16 protein-coding genes and 1 riboswitch are annotated in these 14,839 nt (G+C 67.9%); of the genes, 10 read left to right on the top strand and 6 right to left on the bottom strand.

The genetic code is table 11. The features are described from left to right. Nucleotides 1-9 precede the first annotated feature (9 nt). Genes G481_RS0100085 through G481_RS0100075 form a run of 3 tightly spaced genes read left to right on the top strand, consistent with a single transcriptional unit; the run spans nucleotide 10 to nucleotide 3,033 of the window. Nucleotides 10-531: a hypothetical protein gene (locus G481_RS0100085; RefSeq protein WP_028028181.1), complete on the top strand. Its 522-nt coding sequence runs from the start codon at nucleotides 10-12 to the stop codon at nucleotides 529-531. A 2-nt stretch (nucleotides 532-533) separates the two neighbouring features. Then, a complete protein-coding gene (locus G481_RS0100080) occupies nucleotides 534-950 on the top strand; it encodes a response regulator transcription factor (RefSeq protein ID WP_028028180.1) in 417 nt (138 codons plus the stop codon). Beyond that, entirely contained in the window at nucleotides 943-3,033 is a 2,091-nt protein-coding gene (locus tag G481_RS0100075; RefSeq protein ID WP_028028179.1) for a 3'-5' exonuclease, read from the top strand. Before G481_RS0100080 ends, G481_RS0100075 begins: the two co-directional genes overlap by 8 nt. Nucleotides 3,034-3,092: 59 nt before the next feature. Here the strand turns inward: G481_RS0100075 and G481_RS0100070 are convergent, their stop codons facing one another. From G481_RS0100070 to G481_RS0100060, 3 genes are read right to left on the bottom strand one after another with little or no spacing between them, the layout of a single operon-like run. After that, nucleotides 3,093-3,494 carry a hypothetical protein gene (locus G481_RS0100070; RefSeq protein ID WP_028028178.1) on the bottom strand — a complete coding sequence of 134 codons (402 nt, stop codon included), beginning with the start codon at nucleotides 3,492-3,494 and terminating at the stop codon, nucleotides 3,093-3,095. 60 nt (nucleotides 3,495-3,554) lie between these two features. Beyond that, nucleotides 3,555-4,649 (bottom strand): alkane 1-monooxygenase, encoded by a 1,095-nt coding sequence (locus G481_RS0100065; RefSeq protein WP_245594897.1) that lies wholly within the window; start codon nucleotides 4,647-4,649, stop codon nucleotides 3,555-3,557. A 48-nt stretch (nucleotides 4,650-4,697) separates the two neighbouring features. Further along, nucleotides 4,698-5,474: a BUD32 family EKC/KEOPS complex subunit gene (locus G481_RS0100060; RefSeq protein ID WP_051294207.1), complete on the bottom strand. Its 777-nt coding sequence runs from the start codon at nucleotides 5,472-5,474 to the stop codon at nucleotides 4,698-4,700. Nucleotides 5,475-5,641: 167 nt separating this feature from the next. On the opposite strand from G481_RS0100060, the gene ftsY reads away from it, so the two are divergent. The 4 genes from ftsY (at nucleotide 5,642) to G481_RS0100040 (ending at nucleotide 8,971) form a co-directional block, all read left to right on the top strand. Continuing rightward, nucleotides 5,642-6,625 carry a signal recognition particle-docking protein FtsY gene (gene ftsY, locus G481_RS0100055; RefSeq protein ID WP_028028175.1) on the top strand — a complete coding sequence of 328 codons (984 nt, stop codon included), beginning with the start codon at nucleotides 5,642-5,644 and terminating at the stop codon, nucleotides 6,623-6,625. Nucleotides 6,626-6,818: 193 nt separating this feature from the next. Beyond that, nucleotides 6,819-7,718 carry an EamA family transporter gene (locus tag G481_RS0100050; protein ID WP_028028174.1) on the top strand — a complete coding sequence of 300 codons (900 nt, stop codon included), beginning with the start codon at nucleotides 6,819-6,821 and terminating at the stop codon, nucleotides 7,716-7,718. 6 nt (nucleotides 7,719-7,724) lie between these two features. After that, nucleotides 7,725-8,330, top strand: coding sequence for an inner membrane-spanning protein YciB (locus tag G481_RS0100045; RefSeq protein WP_028028173.1), 606 nt, complete (start codon nucleotides 7,725-7,727; stop codon nucleotides 8,328-8,330). Continuing rightward, nucleotides 8,327-8,971, top strand: coding sequence for a lysoplasmalogenase family protein (locus G481_RS0100040; RefSeq protein ID WP_028028172.1), 645 nt, complete (start codon nucleotides 8,327-8,329; stop codon nucleotides 8,969-8,971). The genes G481_RS0100045 and G481_RS0100040 overlap by 4 nt, the downstream gene beginning before the upstream one ends. Before the next feature lie 40 nt (nucleotides 8,972-9,011). Here G481_RS0100040 and G481_RS0100035 read toward each other — a convergent pair whose 3' ends face one another. Further along, nucleotides 9,012-9,722: a glutathione S-transferase N-terminal domain-containing protein gene (locus G481_RS0100035; protein WP_028028171.1), complete on the bottom strand. Its 711-nt coding sequence runs from the start codon at nucleotides 9,720-9,722 to the stop codon at nucleotides 9,012-9,014. Nucleotides 9,723-9,845: 123 nt separating this feature from the next. Here G481_RS0100035 and G481_RS0100030 point away from each other — a divergent pair, with 123 nt between their 5' ends. Then, complete coding sequence (locus tag G481_RS0100030; protein WP_028028170.1) at nucleotides 9,846-10,223, top strand: nuclear transport factor 2 family protein; 378 nt, start codon at nucleotides 9,846-9,848, stop codon at nucleotides 10,221-10,223. Nucleotides 10,224-10,245: 22 nt separating this feature from the next. Beyond that, a riboswitch (SAM riboswitch) is annotated at nucleotides 10,246-10,326 on the top strand. A gap of 38 nt (nucleotides 10,327-10,364) precedes the next feature. Continuing rightward, entirely contained in the window at nucleotides 10,365-11,546 is a 1,182-nt protein-coding gene (gene metZ / locus G481_RS0100025; RefSeq protein WP_028028169.1) for an O-succinylhomoserine sulfhydrylase, read from the top strand. Between the two features lie 58 nt (nucleotides 11,547-11,604). Here metZ and G481_RS0100020 read toward each other — a convergent pair whose 3' ends face one another. Next, the gene (locus G481_RS0100020) at nucleotides 11,605-12,012 is read right to left on the bottom strand and encodes a hypothetical protein (RefSeq protein ID WP_028028168.1); all 408 of its coding nucleotides are present in this window, start codon (nucleotides 12,010-12,012) and stop codon (nucleotides 11,605-11,607) included. Further along, nucleotides 12,009-12,929 carry a LysR family transcriptional regulator gene (locus G481_RS0100015; protein ID WP_028028167.1) on the bottom strand — a complete coding sequence of 307 codons (921 nt, stop codon included), beginning with the start codon at nucleotides 12,927-12,929 and terminating at the stop codon, nucleotides 12,009-12,011. Before G481_RS0100015 ends, G481_RS0100020 begins: the two co-directional genes overlap by 4 nt. 110 nt (nucleotides 12,930-13,039) lie before the next feature. On the opposite strand from G481_RS0100015, the gene G481_RS0100010 reads away from it, so the two are divergent. Further along, the gene (locus tag G481_RS0100010; protein ID WP_028028166.1) at nucleotides 13,040-14,266 is read left to right on the top strand and encodes a urate hydroxylase PuuD; all 1,227 of its coding nucleotides are present in this window, start codon (nucleotides 13,040-13,042) and stop codon (nucleotides 14,264-14,266) included. Nucleotides 14,267-14,839: the final 573 nt, after the last annotated feature.

Raw genomic sequence — 14,839 nt, 5'->3', positions numbered from 1 at the left:
GCCCCGCACATGACCTTTGAATTTCTGGCCATTCTGATCGCAGGCGTCGGCGGCGCGGGCATCGGCCTGTTCTTGCGCCGGCTCAGCGGGCATCGGCTGCCGAAATGGCTGGCCCCGGCGCTGGCGGGCCTTGGGATGCTGGGCGCCTCGGTCTGGTCGGAATACGGCTGGTTTCCGCGCCTTCAGGCGGGGATCCCCGAAGGCGTGCAACTGGCGCGGATCGGCGAAAGTTCTTCGCCCCTGCGGCCCTGGACCTATGCCTTTCCGCTGGTGACCGAGGCCTGGCTGGTCGACACCCGCAAGGCGCTGCGCAACCCGCAGGCGCCCGATCTGGTGCTGGCCCCGGTCTGGCGGTTTGCCCGCTGGCAAAAGGATCAGGAAATCCTGGTCATGTTCGATTGCGCCGGATCGCGGCGCGTCGATGTGACCGAGGGCGTGACATTTTCGGACACTGGCACCTTGTCGGGCGGCACCTGGGTGGCGCTGGACGCGGGCGACCCGGTGCTGGCGGCGGCCTGCCACGGAGGATAGCCATGGGCGCTGATGGGGGGAAGAAACGCATTCTGGTGGTCGAGGACGAGGACAACATCGCCATCGCGCTCGACTATCTGCTCACCCGCGAGGGCTATGACCATGACCGCGTGGCCAATGGCGGCGAGGCCATGGCCCGCATCCGCGGCACGCATCCCGACCTTGTGCTGCTTGATGTCATGCTGCCCGAGGTCTCGGGCTATGAAATCTGTCAGGGCGTGCGGCTGGATCCGGCGCTGTCGGATGTGAAAATCCTGATGATGACCGCCCGCGGTTCCGCCATTGAACGGCGCAAGGGGCTGGCGCTGGGGGCCGACGGGTTCATCTCGAAACCCTTCGAGCTGAAGGAGTTGCGCGAGGAGGTGCGAAGGCTTCTGTCCGGGGCGCCGCCTCAGGACGGGGGCCCGGCGCATGGTTGACCGGCTCAGCCTGCGCCTGCGCATCTTCCTGTTCTTTGCGCTGCTGGCGCTTGGCGGGCTGGCGGCGCTGATCGCCGGGCTGTGGCTGGGCTATCGCCGCCTTGGCACGCCCGAGACGCTGAACGCCTTTGTCCAGGGCGGCATGGTGGCGGGGTTCGTCCTGCTGGGGATCGTCGCCTGGGTCTGGTTCCTGTTCGACACCCATGTCGCCCGCGCGATCGAGCGGCTGGCCGGCAGCATCCGCAGCCGGTCCCATGCCGATGTGGGCAGCGAGATGGACCGCGAAACCGCCCGCTATCTGGGCGATCTGGCGCCCGCCGTGGGGGCGGCGCTGGCAAAGCTGGCAGAGACCCGCAATGCGCTGGCCGAATCCGTCGCGCGCGAAACCACGCGGCTGGCGACCGAAAAGGCGCGGCTGGAAACCCTGCTGTCGGATGTGCCGGTGGGGGTGTTGCTATGTTCGGCGGGGCATCAGCTGGTGTTCTACAACGGCATGGCGCAGGACTTGCTGGGCAGCGCCTCGGGCGCGCCGGGGCTGGACCGCACCATCTTTGGCTACCTGCGCGAAGGGCCGGTGCGCCATGCCTATGACCGTCTGCTGGACACCGACGATGCCGAGGCGGCCTCGGACCTTCTGTGCGCCACCACCGGCCCCGCGCCGCGCCTGCTGGCCGCGCGGATGCGCCTGCTGCATGCCCCCGATCAGGCGGGCCCCGGCTATGTGCTGACCCTGCGCGATGTGACCGCCGATCTGGCCGCCCATGCCAAGCGCGAGGCGCTGCTGGCCGAGGTCTTTGACCGCGTGCGCCGCCCGGCCGCCAATCTGCAGACCGTGATGGGCGTTCTGGCCGAAGACAGCGGCGCCGATCCCGGCGGCGCGCTGGACCGCGCGATGCGGGCCGAGGTGGCCTTGCTGACCCGCGCCATCACCGAACTGGGCGCCCGCTACGATGAGGGGCGCAGCGACTGGGCGCTCTTGTCGATGACGCGCGCCTCGGACCTGCTGGACAGCATCCGGGCCCGGCTGGAAGGCGCGGGGCTGGCCGTCAGCGGCACGGCGGCGGAATTGCTCTTGCGCTGCAACGGGTTCGAGATTGTCGTTCTGGTGGCCGAACTGGCCCGCCGCCTTGCCGCCCATGCCGGGCTGGCCGCCCTGCGGCTGGAGATCGCCGAGGATGGCACCGGCGCGCTGATCGTGCTGGGCTGGGACGGCCCTGCCCTGCCGGTCGGCACGCTGGACCAATGGCTGGAAAGCCCGCTGGAGCCCGGTCTTGCCGAACTGACAGGCCGGGCCGTTCTGCAGACCCATGCCACCGAATGCTGGCCCGAAGGTATCAACGGCACGGCCCGGCTGTGCCTGCCGATCCGTCAGGCCCGCCGCGCCGGGCGTCGCCCTGCCCCGGTCGCCCGCGCGGTGGTCTATGATTTTGACCTGCTCTCGCGCGAACGCTCTGCCCCGGTGGCCGACACCCCGCTCGATCAGCTGACCTGCGTGGTGTTTGATACCGAAACCACCGGCCTTTTGCCCCAGCAAGGCGACGAGATCGTGCAGATCGCCGCCGTCCGACTAGTCAACGGACGGCGCGTCGAAGGCGAGGTCTTTGACACGCTGGTCAACCCCGGCCGCCCGATCCCGCCCGGCTCGACCGAGGTGCATGGCATCACCGATGCGATGGTGGCCGGGGCGGACGGCGTGGCCGAGGTGTTGCCCCGCTTTCACCGCTTTGCCGAAGGCGCGGTGCTGATCGCCCATAACGCGCCCTTCGACATGACCTTCCTGCGCCGGCGCGAGGGCGAGCTGGGCCTGCGCTTTGACAACCCGATCCTTGATACCGTGCTGCTGTCGGCGGTGATCTGGGGGCAGTCGGATGTGCATTCGCTCGATGCGCTGACCCACCGGCTGGGCATCACCATCCCCGAAGAGGCCCGCCACACCGCGATTGGCGACACGATGGCGACGGCCGAGGCGTTCCTCAAACTGGTGCCGATGCTGCAGGCGCGCGGGCTGACCACCTTTGGCGAGGTGCTGGCCGAGGTGCGCCGCCATGGACGGCTGCTGAAGGATGCGAACCTGACGGGCTGAAGGGCCGCCACCGGGCATGGGCGGGGTGACCCCCGCGCTGCTGGTGGCATAGCGCCCGCTTAGACCCCCACATCCGGCCCCGGGCAGGACAGCGGCGCCGGGCTGCGCTTGGCCTCGATCAGATCATCCTGCGGCAGGCCCCCCTCGAACCGCGCGCGCAGATGGCCGCCCTCGTCGAAAAAGGCCCAGCATTGCAGATCGCCGGGGGCGTGGTCATAGGTGAAACAGATGCGGCCCGGCTCGGGTTCGAACCATTGGCCGGCGCGGCAGGGGCCACCGGAAAACGCCCAGATCACCCGGCGCCCCGGCAGGTATTGTTCGGCCCCATAGGACTGGCCCTGCACCTCGAAGGCCAGCGTCTGGCCCGTAACCCGCGCCTCGAAGGCGGCGCCGTCCAGCGGCTCGGCAGCGCGAAGGGGGGCGGCGGCAAGCATCAGGCAGGCGGCAAGGCAAAGGCGCATGGCGGGCACTCCGGTCTGGGGTCGGGTGGCAGCCTGCCACAGCCTGGGCCCCACCGCCAATCACAACCGCAGTGAGGGCGGCGGCGCAGGTGGCAAGCGGCGATCCATCAGCCGGAACCACACCGGCGGCACCAGGGCAACCGTTGCCATCACCGGCAGGCTGTAGGGCAGCCGCAACCCGCCATCGGGCAGATCCAGCGCCGGATAGGCCCGGCCCGGATGGGCATGATGGTCGGCATGACGCGGCGCGTTCAGCATCAGCGCCGACGAGGCCCAGTGCGGCGCATCCCAGCTGTGCTGCGGCCCCACCGGCTCGGGTTTGCCGCCTGGCAGACGGGCGCGCAAAAGCCCGTAATGCTGGACATAATCCGACAGCAGATGCTGCACCTGCGCCCAGGCCGCCAGCCCCAGCCAGACCAGCAGCCCCGCCAGACCGCCCAGGGCCATCGCCAGCCCCATCGCCAGCGCCGCCCCGCCCAGATAGACCACATAGGGATGCGGCCCGCGCCTGACCCGCCGGCGCAGCAGCGTTTCCATCTGATGCCCGGCCCGGAACTCGGCCGGCCAGGCGCGCCGCGCGAAATCATAGAAATTCTCGCCGCGCCGCGCGGTGTTCGGATCGTCCTCGGTCGCCACAAAGCGATGATGCACCAGCCGGTGCGCCGAGGCATGGTGCCCATAGCCGACCGAGGCATAGACCGCGACCCCCAGCGCCCGCAGCCGGCGATCCTGCCGGTGGATCAGCTCGTGCGCGTTGGAATTGGACACCTGCCCGATCCACAGCCCGAAGCCTGCAAACAGTGCAGCCCGCGCCCAGCCCGACAGATCGACACCCCCCGCCAGCGCCCAGACCATCACGGGCAACAGCACCAGATGCGTCAGCGCAAGCAGGGCCGACAGCCCGTCAGCCGCCGGGAATTCATCCGCTCCTGGCACATGGGGCGCGGCCCTTGCGGCAAAGCGGTCCAGCATCCAGACCGCCGGGCTGATGAACGCCAGCGCCAGCACCGCGCCCCAGCCGCCGATGGCGAGGCCCGGCACCAGCAAGACCACCGGCAGCAGGGTGATCATGGCAAAGGCGCGCATGGCGCGCGCGGCCTCATCGCCCCCGCGCAAGGCTACCCAAAGCGCCGCGATCCTGCCTTGAATGGTCATCGGCCACATCCCCGTTTGCGCCACATCTGCCACGGGAAGGCGCCGGAATCATGGCGTTGCGGTGTCGCGCCCTTGACGGTCGATCCAGTCCAGCACCAGCGGGATCGCCCCCAGTTCCCTGGACCGCGGCCGAAGCCGCAGCGCCAGCCGGGCAATCCAGCCCAGCCAGCGCGCCCGCGCGGCGCGGTGCAGCACCGCAGGCCACAATCCCGTGGGCGCCACCGCGCGCCAGCCCTGCAACGCGGCGTCGATCTCGGGGGCCGGGGCGCGGGTGATCGCGAACATCGAATGCATCAAGATCAGCACATCCAGCGCCATCGCCGCCTGACTGCCTTGCCCGCGGCGATAGCGTTCAAGGTCGATGAACCGCGCCGCCTGACCATCCCAGCAGATGTCGCGGATCGAAGGGCGGCCATGTGCCACCCCCGCCCGGTGCAGCGCCCCCAGCGCCGCCCCCGCCGCACGGCAGGCCGCAATGCGCCCCGGCCCGCCCAGATCGGGCGTGCGCAGAAGATGGGCGATCTGCACCCCCACCTCGTCGGTCGCAAAGAAATCCCGCCCCTCGGCCACCACATGCGCCACCGGCAGGCCCAGCGCCTCAAGGTCGTGCAGCCCCTCGCGGTCGGCATCAAAGGCGCGGCGGGTATCGCCCTTTTGCAGCCGCCAGCGCAGCGAGAGCTGTTCGGCCTGCTTGAGCCAGACCGCCCGCCCCCCCGCCGCCACCCGCTGCACCCGCTGGGGCGGGCCCTGCAAGGCAGCCTCGAGCGCGGCCCGCAACGGGGCCGGCAGATCGGGGTCGGCGTTGATCGGGCGCTCAAGGCTCATGTATCGAAGGAATGACGCTTGGATGACGGTATTGAAACGCCAATATGTCACCAGCGCCAGCCGATTTCCAGCACCCGCCCCGGCCAGCGCGCATTTCCGCCCATCGGCGGCTTCCCCTTGCCGCGCCCTTGCGCTAGCAGGGGGAAACCGCCAGCGAAAGGCTTTGCATGTCCTTCTTCGGCAAACTGAAAGACCGGCTGTTCAAATCCTCGACCCGCCTCTCGGGCGGGCTGGACGAGATTGTCGCCGAGGCGCCACAGACCCCCGAAGGCCCGAAACCCGGCCTGATTTCCCGCCTGACCGAGGGCGAGCCGAAACGGCTGGTCGATGACGCGATGCTCGAAAGTCTCGAGGATCTGCTGATCCAGTCCGACATGGGTGTCGATACCGCCGCACGCGTGACCGCCAACATCGCCGAAGGCCGCTTTGGCCGCCGGATCGGCGCGGCGGAACTGCGCGGCGCGCTGGCGGCCGAGGTGGCGCGCATTCTGAACCCTGTGGCCCGGCCCCTGCCGCTCTATCCGCAAAAGCCGCAGGTCGTGCTGGTGGTGGGCGTCAACGGCTCGGGCAAGACCACGACGATCGGCAAGCTGGCCAGCCAGTTCCGCGCGGCCGGCAAGAAGGTGGTGATCGCGGCCGGCGACACGTTCCGCGCCGCTGCGGTCGAACAGCTTCAGGTCTGGGGCCAGCGCGCCGGGGTGCCGGTGCTGACGGCGGCGCAGGGCACCGACCCGGCCAGCCTGGCCTTTGATGCGCTGACCAAGGCGCAGGCCGATGGCGCCGATCTGCTGCTGATCGACACCGCCGGGCGGCTGCAGAACCGCGCCGACCTGATGGAAGAGCTGGCCAAGATCGTGCGCGTTCTGCGCAAGGTCGATCCGAACGCGCCGCACAACACGCTGTTGGTGCTTGATGCCACCACCGGGCAGAACGCGCTGAACCAGGTCGAGATTTTCCGCAAGATCGCCGATGTCACCGGCCTTGTGATGACCAAGCTGGACGGCACCGCGCGCGGCGGCGTTCTTGTCGCGCTGGCCGACCGCTTTGGCCTGCCGATCCATGCGATCGGGGTGGGCGAGCAGATCGACGACCTCGCCCCCTTTGACCCCGAGGATTTCGCCCGCGCCCTTGTCGGGGCCGGAACGCCCTGACGCGGCCGGGCCGCGCGTCTCGCCGCCCTCAGGACTCGCCGCCCGCCTCCTTCGGGGATCGCCGCCGTACTCATTCCTCTGTCCCCAAATATCCTCTGGGGGTTGCCGGTTGTTCGCCACTGGTTCAAGAACCAGCCGGCGACGGGGTGGAAAACCCCCGAACTTCCCGCCCCCCCCCCGCGACACGGCTGCGATGACCGAGCTGCTTCTTTCCCTCGAAGGCACCGATGCCGGACGTCAGGCAGCGCTGTGGCTCGCGCTGCTGGCGGCCTTTTCCCATGCGCTGTTCGGGGCGTTGCAAAAGGGCCGGTTCGATCCCTGGCTGATGCGCGGCGGGATCGACCTGGCCTATGCGCTGATGGCGCTGCCCTTTGCGCTGTTCGTCGTGCCCTGGCCCGAGCCGCATATGTGGCCGATCTTTGGCGGCGCCTTCCTGATCCATGCCGGCTACAAGATGGTGCAGGCGGCAAGCTATGCGCGCGGCGCCTATACCGTGGTCTATCCGGTCGTGCGCGGCACGGGGCCGCTGTTCACCGTGCTGGGCGCCGGTCTGGTCTTTGGCGAGCAGTTCAGCGGCGGGCAATGGCTGGGGCTGGGGGTGCTGCTGGCGGGGATCTTCGGCCTGGCCGCCTATAACCTGCGCCATGTTACGGACAACCGCGACACACTGCTGCCCGCGCTTGGCCTTGCGGTGATCACCGGCGGCTTTGTCGCTGCCTATACCACCTATGACGCCTGGGCGATCCGCCAGCCGCCCGATCCGTTCACCTTTCTGGCATGGTTCTTCCTTCTGGATGGTTTCCTGATGCCGCTGCTGGCGCGGCGCCGTATGGTGGCGCTGCCGCGCGCCGACCGCTGGCCGTTCGCGAAAAAGGCTGTTCTGGGCGCGCTGGTCGCTTATATCAGCTTTGGCGCCATCCTGATCGCCACCCGCATCGGCACTGTCGGCGAGGCGGCGGTGCTGCGCGAGACCTCGACCGTCTTTGCCGCGCTGATCGGCTGGGCGGTGCTGGGCGAAAGCACCGGGCCGCGCAGGGTGGCCCTGATGACCCTGATCGCGGCAGGTGCCGTGATCGTGCAACTGGCAGGCTGAGGACATATGGCAGACGACCGCAAGATTAGCCCCTGGGTAAAGATGGCGCTGGAGCTTGGCCCCGTCATCGCGTTCTTCTTTGGCTACAGCCGCTGGAAGGACCATGTCTTTACCATCGGCGGCACCGACTATTCCGGCTTTGTCGTCGTGACGGCGGCGTTCATCCCGCTGATGGTGGTCTGCTCGCTGATCCTGTGGGCGCTGACGGGCAAGATCTCGCGGATGCAGGGGCTGACGCTGGTGCTGGTCGTCGTGTTCGGCGGGCTGACCGTCTGGCTGAACGACGAGACCTTCTTCAAGATGAAGCCGACAATCATCTATGCGCTGTTTGCCGGCATCCTTGGCTTTGGCCTGATGCGCGGCCAATCCTATATGGCAGCGCTGATGGGCGAGGTGATGCCCATGCAGCATCAGGGCTGGATGGCGCTGACCCGCCGCATGGCGCTGTTCTTTGCCGGGCTGGCCGTGGCGAACGAGGCGATCTGGCGGCTGATGTCCACCGATGCCTGGGTCAGCTTCAAGACCTTTGGCCTGCCGATCGCACTGTTCGCCTTTTTCATGGCGCAGGGCGGGCTGGTGCGCCGCTATGGCATCGCGGACGATCAGGGGTGATCGCGGGGCTTTGGTCCGCGGCTGCGCTGGCTGCCCTGTGGTATGGGCTGGCCCATGCCGGGGCCAGGGGCAGCTGGCAGGCCAGCCTGATCAAGACCCTGTCTACAGCGGCGCTGGCGCTGGCCGGCTTGGCCACGGGGGCGCCGGTCTGGATCGTGCTGGGCCTTGCGCTGGGTTCGGCCGGTGATTTTGCCCTGTCACGCCCCGGAACGCGGTGGTTTCTGGTCGGGATGGCGGCCTTTGCGCTGGGGCATCTGGCCTATGTGGCCGCATTCCTGGGCAGTTTCGGCGCGCCCGTTGCGCCGGGGGGCGCGGGCTGGGTGGTCATCGCGGGGCTGCTGATGCTGATCGCCTCGACCGAGGTCTGGCTTGCGCCCCACACCGGCGCGCTGCGCTGGCCGGTCCGGGGCTATGGGCTGGTGATCGGGGCCATGGCGGTGGCGGCGGCCCTGCTGCCCGCGGGGCCCGGACAGGCGTTGATGCGGATCGGGGCGGCGCTGTTCCTGGTCTCGGACGTGATCCTGGCGCTGCGGGTGTTCCGGCTGAACGCCGCTGGCGCGCAGCTGCTGGCCAGCCGCACGCTGTGGCCGCTTTACTGGGGCGGTCAGGCGCTGATCCTGTGGGGGGCCGTGGCGGGGTGACCCCCGCCCCCTTGCGCCGCGCCGGGCGATCGCCCTGCCCTCACCCCTGGCGCTTGCCGAACAGCACCTGTTGCGCCTGCTTGTCCATCGGCGCCGTGCTGCGCTTGTCGGCGGCCAGCGCCTTGCCGGCGGCAAAGCCCGGACGCGACTCCAGCGCGGCAAGCCAGCGGGCCATGTGGGGCTTGTCGTCCAGCGTCTGTTCCTGCCGCTGCCACAGGATCGCCCAGGGCCAGATCGCCATGTCGGCAATCGACACGAACCCGCCCGCGACGAATTCGGACTGGGCCAGCCGCCGATCCAGCACGCCGTAAAGCCGCGCGACCTCGTTGCGGTAGCGGTCCTGTGCATAGGGCAGCACCTGCGGCGGGTCCAGTTGCGGCGCATAGGACAGGAAATGGTGGGCCTGTCCGGCCATTGGCCCGACGCCGCCCATCTGCCACATCAGCCATTGGTCCACCGAAATCCGGTCGCGTTCGGTCGTGCCATAGAACTTGCCGGTCTTGCGCGCGAGATATTGCAAGATCGCCCCGGATTCAAAGATCGACACCGGCATCCCGTCCGGCCCTTCGGGATCGACGATCACCGGCATGCGGTTGTTCGGACCGATCTTGAGGAATTCGGGATCGAACTGTTCGCCCGCCCCGATGTTGACCAGATGCACGTTATACGGCAGCCCCATTTCCTCGAGCGCGATCGAGATTTTCCAGCCGTTCGGCGTGGGCCAGTAATAAAGGTCGATGGGCGCGGTCATGGCAGGTCTCCGGGGCTGTTCACGGGGAGAAGCTGGGCCGAAATGCCCCGCGCTGCAAGGGGCGGCTTTTCATCGCCAGCGCGCTGCGGCAAGCTGGCGGCGGGGCCGAGCACCGGGGGCTGAATGACACAGACAGTGCTGGACGAGCTTCTGGCCGCCGAAACCGCCGTCTGGCAGGCCTTGGTCGCTGGCGATGCGGCGGCGGATGCGGCCGCGCTGGCACCGGGGTTTCTGGGCGTCTATCCCACGGGCTTTGCCGGGCGTGACGATCATGTCGGCCAGCTGGCGGGCGGGCCAAGCGTGGCCGCCTTTCGGCTGGACGCCCCCCGCGTTCTGGCCCCTGCCCCGGATCTGGCGCTGCTGGCCTATCGTGCCACCTTCCGCCGCCCGGGCTGCGATACTGACGAGGTGATGTTCGTCTCCTCGCTCTGGCAGCGGCAGGGGGGCGGGTGGATCAACCTGTTCAGCCAGGACACGCCGGTCGGCCCAGCTGTCCCTTGACCTTCGGCGCGCCTGGGCGTATCGCCGCATCTGTGGCGCTTTGTTTTCCGGATTGCGGGCCACGTTAAACAAACCGCTAAAGAGGAGCCCCGGTTCGCCCCGGCGCCTCTGGTGTCCGGGGCTTTTCTACGGGGGTCCGCCATGGCCGACAGCTGGAAGACACGCACGAAACTGGTCCACGAGGGCAGCCGCCGCAGCCAGTATGGCGAGATGGCCGAGGCGATATTCCTCACGCAGGGCTTTGCCTATGACAGCGCCGAACAGGCCGAGGCGCGGTTCCTCCAGTCGGGGCCGGATGAATTCATCTATGCCCGCTATGGCAACCCGACGACACGAATGTTCGAGGACCGCATCGCGGCGCTGGAAGGCACCGAGGATGCCTTTGCCACCGCCAGCGGCATGGCCGCCGTCAATGGCGCGCTGACCTCGCTGCTGAAGGCGGGGGATCATGTCGTCTCGTCGCGGGCGCTGTTCGGATCGTGCCTTTACATCCTCGAAGAGGTGCTGACCCGCTATGGCGTTCGGGTGACCTTTGTCGATGGCGCCGATCTGGACCAGTGGCGCGCGGCGGTCACGCCGGGAACCAAGGCGGTGTTCTTCGAGTCGATGTCGAACCCCACGCTGGAACTGGTTGATATTTCAGGCGTCTCCGAAATTGCCCATGCGGCTGGCGCGCTGGTGATCGTGGACAACGTGTTCGCCACGCCGATCTTTTCCCGCGCGGTGGACCAGGGCGCCGATGTGGTGGTCTATTCGACGACCAAGCATATCGACGGTCAGGGCCGCGCGCTTGGCGGGGTGATCTGCGGCACGCAGCACTTCGTGCGCAAGGTGGCCGAGCCCTATCTGAAACATACCGGCGCCGCCATGAGCCCCTTCACCGCCTGGATCATGCTGAACGGCATGGCGACGCTGGATCTGCGCTGCCGGGCGATGGCCGACAGCGCGCTGACCATCGCCAAGGCGCTGCAAGGCCACCCCAAGGTGCCGCGGCTGATCTATCCGGGCCTGCCCTCGCATCCCCAGCACGATCTGGCGATGCGGCAGATGGGGTCTGGCGGCACGATGGTGGCCTTTGACGTGGCAGGCGGAAAAGAGGCGGCGTTCCGCTTCATGAACGCGCTGGAGATTGCCAAGATCTCGAACAACCTGGGCGATGCGAAAACCATCGCGACGCATCCGGCCACCACGACGCATCAGCGCCTGCCGCAGGACCAGAAGGATGCACTGGGGATCACGCCGGGCCTGATCCGCCTGTCGGTCGGGCTGGAGGATGCGGACGATCTGATCGCCGATCTGATGCGCGGGCTGGACGCGGCCTGAGGCCCCCCCACCCCATCCCTCCCCCACAAGGGGGGAGGGAGGCGCGCCGTGGCCAGGGTCAGCGCCGGGTGCAGGTATCGGCGGTGCGGGCGGTCACGCGGCCCCGGTCGTCCTTCATCTCCCAGATGTCGACCAGCGTGCCATCGGCCATCGCCTTCAGCATCAGGGTAAAAAGCCCCGGCCCAAACCCGCCGCGTTCGGCCCCGCGTGCGGTCATCGTATCGCCCCGCACCTGCCAGGCGCCAAAGCTGCGGAACGTGCCATAGCCCGTCTGCCGCCCCTCGGCCAGAAAGGTGCCATCGTCCAGGAGGATCAGCCGGAAACTGCGGGTAAAGCCCGAGATGCGCTTGCCCGCCCCGTTCAGTTCCGCATGATCGCTGCGGCAGGCCCATTCGCCGACAAAACGCGCATCGCCCGCCGCCGCGGGACCGGCCAGCAACACAAGGGCTGCGAGGGCGCGGATCATAGCCCCTCGACCCTTGAGACAAGTTCGGCCTTGATCCGCGAGGCCATGAAATCGACCAGCAGGCGGGTTTTCGGATCCTTGAGCCGCCGATGCGGCATCAGCGCGGACAGTTGCACCGGCAAGGGCGGTGTCGCGACAGCCACCGGCACCAGCGCACCCGATCGCAGATGGTCTGCCACCTCGAACAGCGGTTTCAGCACGATCCCCCGCCCGGCCAGCGCCCAGCCGGTCAGCACATCGCCATCGTCGGATTCGAAAGGCCCGCTGATTTCATAGCGTTGCGGGCCATCGGGGGTCACCAGCGTCCACTGAAACTCGCGCGCGCCGGGAAAGCGCAAGTTCAAACAATCATGCCGGTCACGCACCAGCGCCGCGCCGCTGTCGGGCATTCCCCGCGCGGCGATATAGGCCGGCGCCGCGCACAATAGGCGCGGGCAATCGGCAATGACCCGGACCTTGAGGTTGGAATCCTCGAGGATCCCAAGGTGAAAGGCCACGTCCAGCCCCTCGGCCGTCACGTCGATGGACCGGTCCGACAGCCGCAGCCGCAGGTCGATGAGCGGCCATTCGTCCTTGAAGGCCGGCACCAGCGGCGCGATCAGCCGCCGCCCCACCCCCAGCGGCGCCGCGACATAGAGCGTCCCGCGCGGGTTTTGCGCGGCATCGACGACGGCGGCCTCGGCCTCGTCGATCGCCTCCAGCACCTTGCGGGCACCGTCATAGAACAGGCGGCCATTCTCGGTCGGCTGCAGGCTGCGGGTGGTGCGGTTGAACAGCCGCACGCCAAGATGCTTCTCCAGATCCGAGATTCGCGCCGAAGCGACCGCCGGCGAGGTGCGCTGATCGCGTGCCGCCGCACTCATGCTGCCCAATTCGTAGACACGAACGAACATGCGGATATTGTTCACATAGGACATGGCCGCCCTTCGGGCATTTTTCGCATCGGCTTGAAACTGCTTGGCGATTGCCTGTGCTAACAGAAAAGTGCGCGCCGGTATAGCCTGCGCCAAACAGCGGAGATCGGGCGATGTATGACCTTTACGTTTTCGGGGCCTGGGCGGAATTCGCCGTGCGCTGGCTGCATGTGATCACGGCCATCGCCTGGATCGGATCCAGTTTCTATTTCATCGCGCTGGATCTGGGGCTGCGCAAGGCGCCCGACCTGCCCGAAGGCGCCCATGGCGAGGAATGGCAGGTCCATGGCGGCGGGTTCTACCATATCCGCAAATATCTGGTCGCCCCCGCTGCGATGCCCGAACATCTGACCTGGTTCAAGTGGGAAAGCTATGCGACCTGGCTGTCGGGCTTTGCGCTGCTGTGCCTGGTCTACTATCTGGGGGCCGAATTCTTTCTGGTCGATCCCGAGGTGCTGGACATCCCGGTCTGGGGCGCGGTCTTGATCTCGCTTGGCTCGCTGGCCTTCGGCTGGCTGGCCTATAACCAGATCTGCAAGACCTTTGTGAACGCGAACCAGACGCTGGTGATGGTGGCGCTGTTCGTCGTGCTGGTGGCGATGGCGTATTTCTACACCTCGGTCTTCTCGGGCCGGGCGGCGATGCTGCATCTGGGGGCGTTCACCGCCTCGATCATGTCGGCGAACGTCTTCTTCATCATCATGCCGAACCAGCGCATCGTGGTGGCCGACCTGCAGGCGGGCCGCAAGCCCGATGCGAAATACGGCAAGATCGCCAAGCAGCGCAGCACGCATAACAACTATCTGACGCTGCCAGTGATCTTCCTGATGCTGTCGAACCATTACCCGCTGGCCTTTGCCAGCGAGTTCAACTGGATCATCGCCAGCCTCGTCTTCCTGATGGGCGTCACGATCCGGCACTGGTTCAACACGAAACACGCGCGCCTGGGCAATCCGCACTGGACATGGGGCGTGACGGCGGTGCTGTTCGTGATCATCATGTGGCTCTCGACCGCGCCCCTGCGCTTTGCCAATGACGATGCTGCCGCCCTGACCGGCGCCCCTGCCCGCTTCGCCGCCGCCGAGGGTTTTACCGAGGTCGCGGATATCGTGATGGGCCGCTGCTCGATGTGCCATGCCGCCGAGCCGGGCTGGGACGGTCTTGCCTGGGCGCCCAAGGGCGTCGTGCTGGACAGCCCCGAAGCCGTGGCAAGACACGCGCGCGAGATCTGGTTGCAGGCCGGGCTGACCCACGCGATGCCGCCGGCGAACCTGAGCTACATGGAAGCTCAGGAACGCGCAGCAATCCGCCGCTGGTTCCGCGCCGCCACCGAGGGCTAAGGCGATCCGAGGAGCGCGCCCGACAGAGGCCCGGGGCGCACCCCCTTGCCGCCCCGACCGGCGCCCTGTCCGAATCTGCGCGATCAGACTGGCAGAGCACAGCCTTGTCCAGCGCGCGCCGCGCCCCCCTTCTGGCCTGCCATCTCACCATCACGCACCGTGCCGACCGTCCAAGGACGGCAGCCGGTGCAGGATCCGGTGCAATCGGCCTCGCGCGCATATGTGGACACCCCCTTCGTCAAGTCTTTCCTCAAAGCGCGTCGAATCCGGTTGGGTGCTTGCATATGTCCGGCCTCGTAGTGCGGCCGGTTGGCCGCGGGCCCTGATGATATCCGCGGATCATGGTCCCTATCAAATCATCGCGCTTTTGGGCGCTGTCTCGCGAACGGGTTTTCCTGATCCCCGGCAAAACCGGTAGTCATCACGCTTCTTGGGCAGACCCTCCGAACTGTTGCGACGCCAGTGCGTCGTATTCTATGCGGCTGCTTCTCCGTAGACGGTTTTCCGTGCCATCACGGCCCAGCAGATCCGTGCCATCTTGTTGGCCAGGGCCACCGTTGTAAGGCGTGCCGA

Origin of the sequence: Gemmobacter nectariphilus DSM 15620 (genome assembly GCF_000429765.1) — a bacterium.
Classification (GTDB): Bacteria; Pseudomonadota; Alphaproteobacteria; order Rhodobacterales; family Rhodobacteraceae; genus Wagnerdoeblera; species Wagnerdoeblera nectariphila.
The sequence above is the reverse complement of the archived record's forward strand: the minus strand, read 5'-3'. Positions and strand labels throughout refer to the sequence as shown.

Excerpts from the sequence above, each read along its gene's own strand:
- G481_RS0100085 (WP_028028181.1), top strand. The coding sequence starts at position 10 with ATGACCTTTGAATTTCTGGCCATTCTGATCGCAGGCGTCGGCGGCGCG.
- G481_RS0100080 (WP_028028180.1), top strand. The coding sequence starts at position 534 with ATGGGCGCTGATGGGGGGAAGAAACGCATTCTGGTGGTCGAGGACGAG.
- G481_RS0100075 (WP_028028179.1), top strand. The coding sequence starts at position 943 with ATGGTTGACCGGCTCAGCCTGCGCCTGCGCATCTTCCTGTTCTTTGCG.
- G481_RS0100070 (WP_028028178.1), bottom strand. The coding sequence starts at position 3,494 with ATGCGCCTTTGCCTTGCCGCCTGCCTGATGCTTGCCGCCGCCCCCCTT.
- G481_RS0100065 (WP_245594897.1), bottom strand. The coding sequence starts at position 4,649 with ATGACCATTCAAGGCAGGATCGCGGCGCTTTGGGTAGCCTTGCGCGGG.
- G481_RS0100060 (WP_051294207.1), bottom strand. The coding sequence starts at position 5,474 with ATGAGCCTTGAGCGCCCGATCAACGCCGACCCCGATCTGCCGGCCCCG.
- ftsY (WP_028028175.1), top strand. The coding sequence starts at position 5,642 with ATGTCCTTCTTCGGCAAACTGAAAGACCGGCTGTTCAAATCCTCGACC.
- G481_RS0100050 (WP_028028174.1), top strand. The coding sequence starts at position 6,819 with ATGACCGAGCTGCTTCTTTCCCTCGAAGGCACCGATGCCGGACGTCAG.
- G481_RS0100045 (WP_028028173.1), top strand. The coding sequence starts at position 7,725 with ATGGCAGACGACCGCAAGATTAGCCCCTGGGTAAAGATGGCGCTGGAG.
- G481_RS0100035 (WP_028028171.1), bottom strand. The coding sequence starts at position 9,722 with ATGACCGCGCCCATCGACCTTTATTACTGGCCCACGCCGAACGGCTGG.
- G481_RS0100030 (WP_028028170.1), top strand. The coding sequence starts at position 9,846 with ATGACACAGACAGTGCTGGACGAGCTTCTGGCCGCCGAAACCGCCGTC.
- metZ (WP_028028169.1), top strand. The coding sequence starts at position 10,365 with ATGGCCGACAGCTGGAAGACACGCACGAAACTGGTCCACGAGGGCAGC.
- G481_RS0100020 (WP_028028168.1), bottom strand. The coding sequence starts at position 12,012 with ATGATCCGCGCCCTCGCAGCCCTTGTGTTGCTGGCCGGTCCCGCGGCG.
- G481_RS0100015 (WP_028028167.1), bottom strand. The coding sequence starts at position 12,929 with ATGTCCTATGTGAACAATATCCGCATGTTCGTTCGTGTCTACGAATTG.
- G481_RS0100010 (WP_028028166.1), top strand. The coding sequence starts at position 13,040 with ATGTATGACCTTTACGTTTTCGGGGCCTGGGCGGAATTCGCCGTGCGC.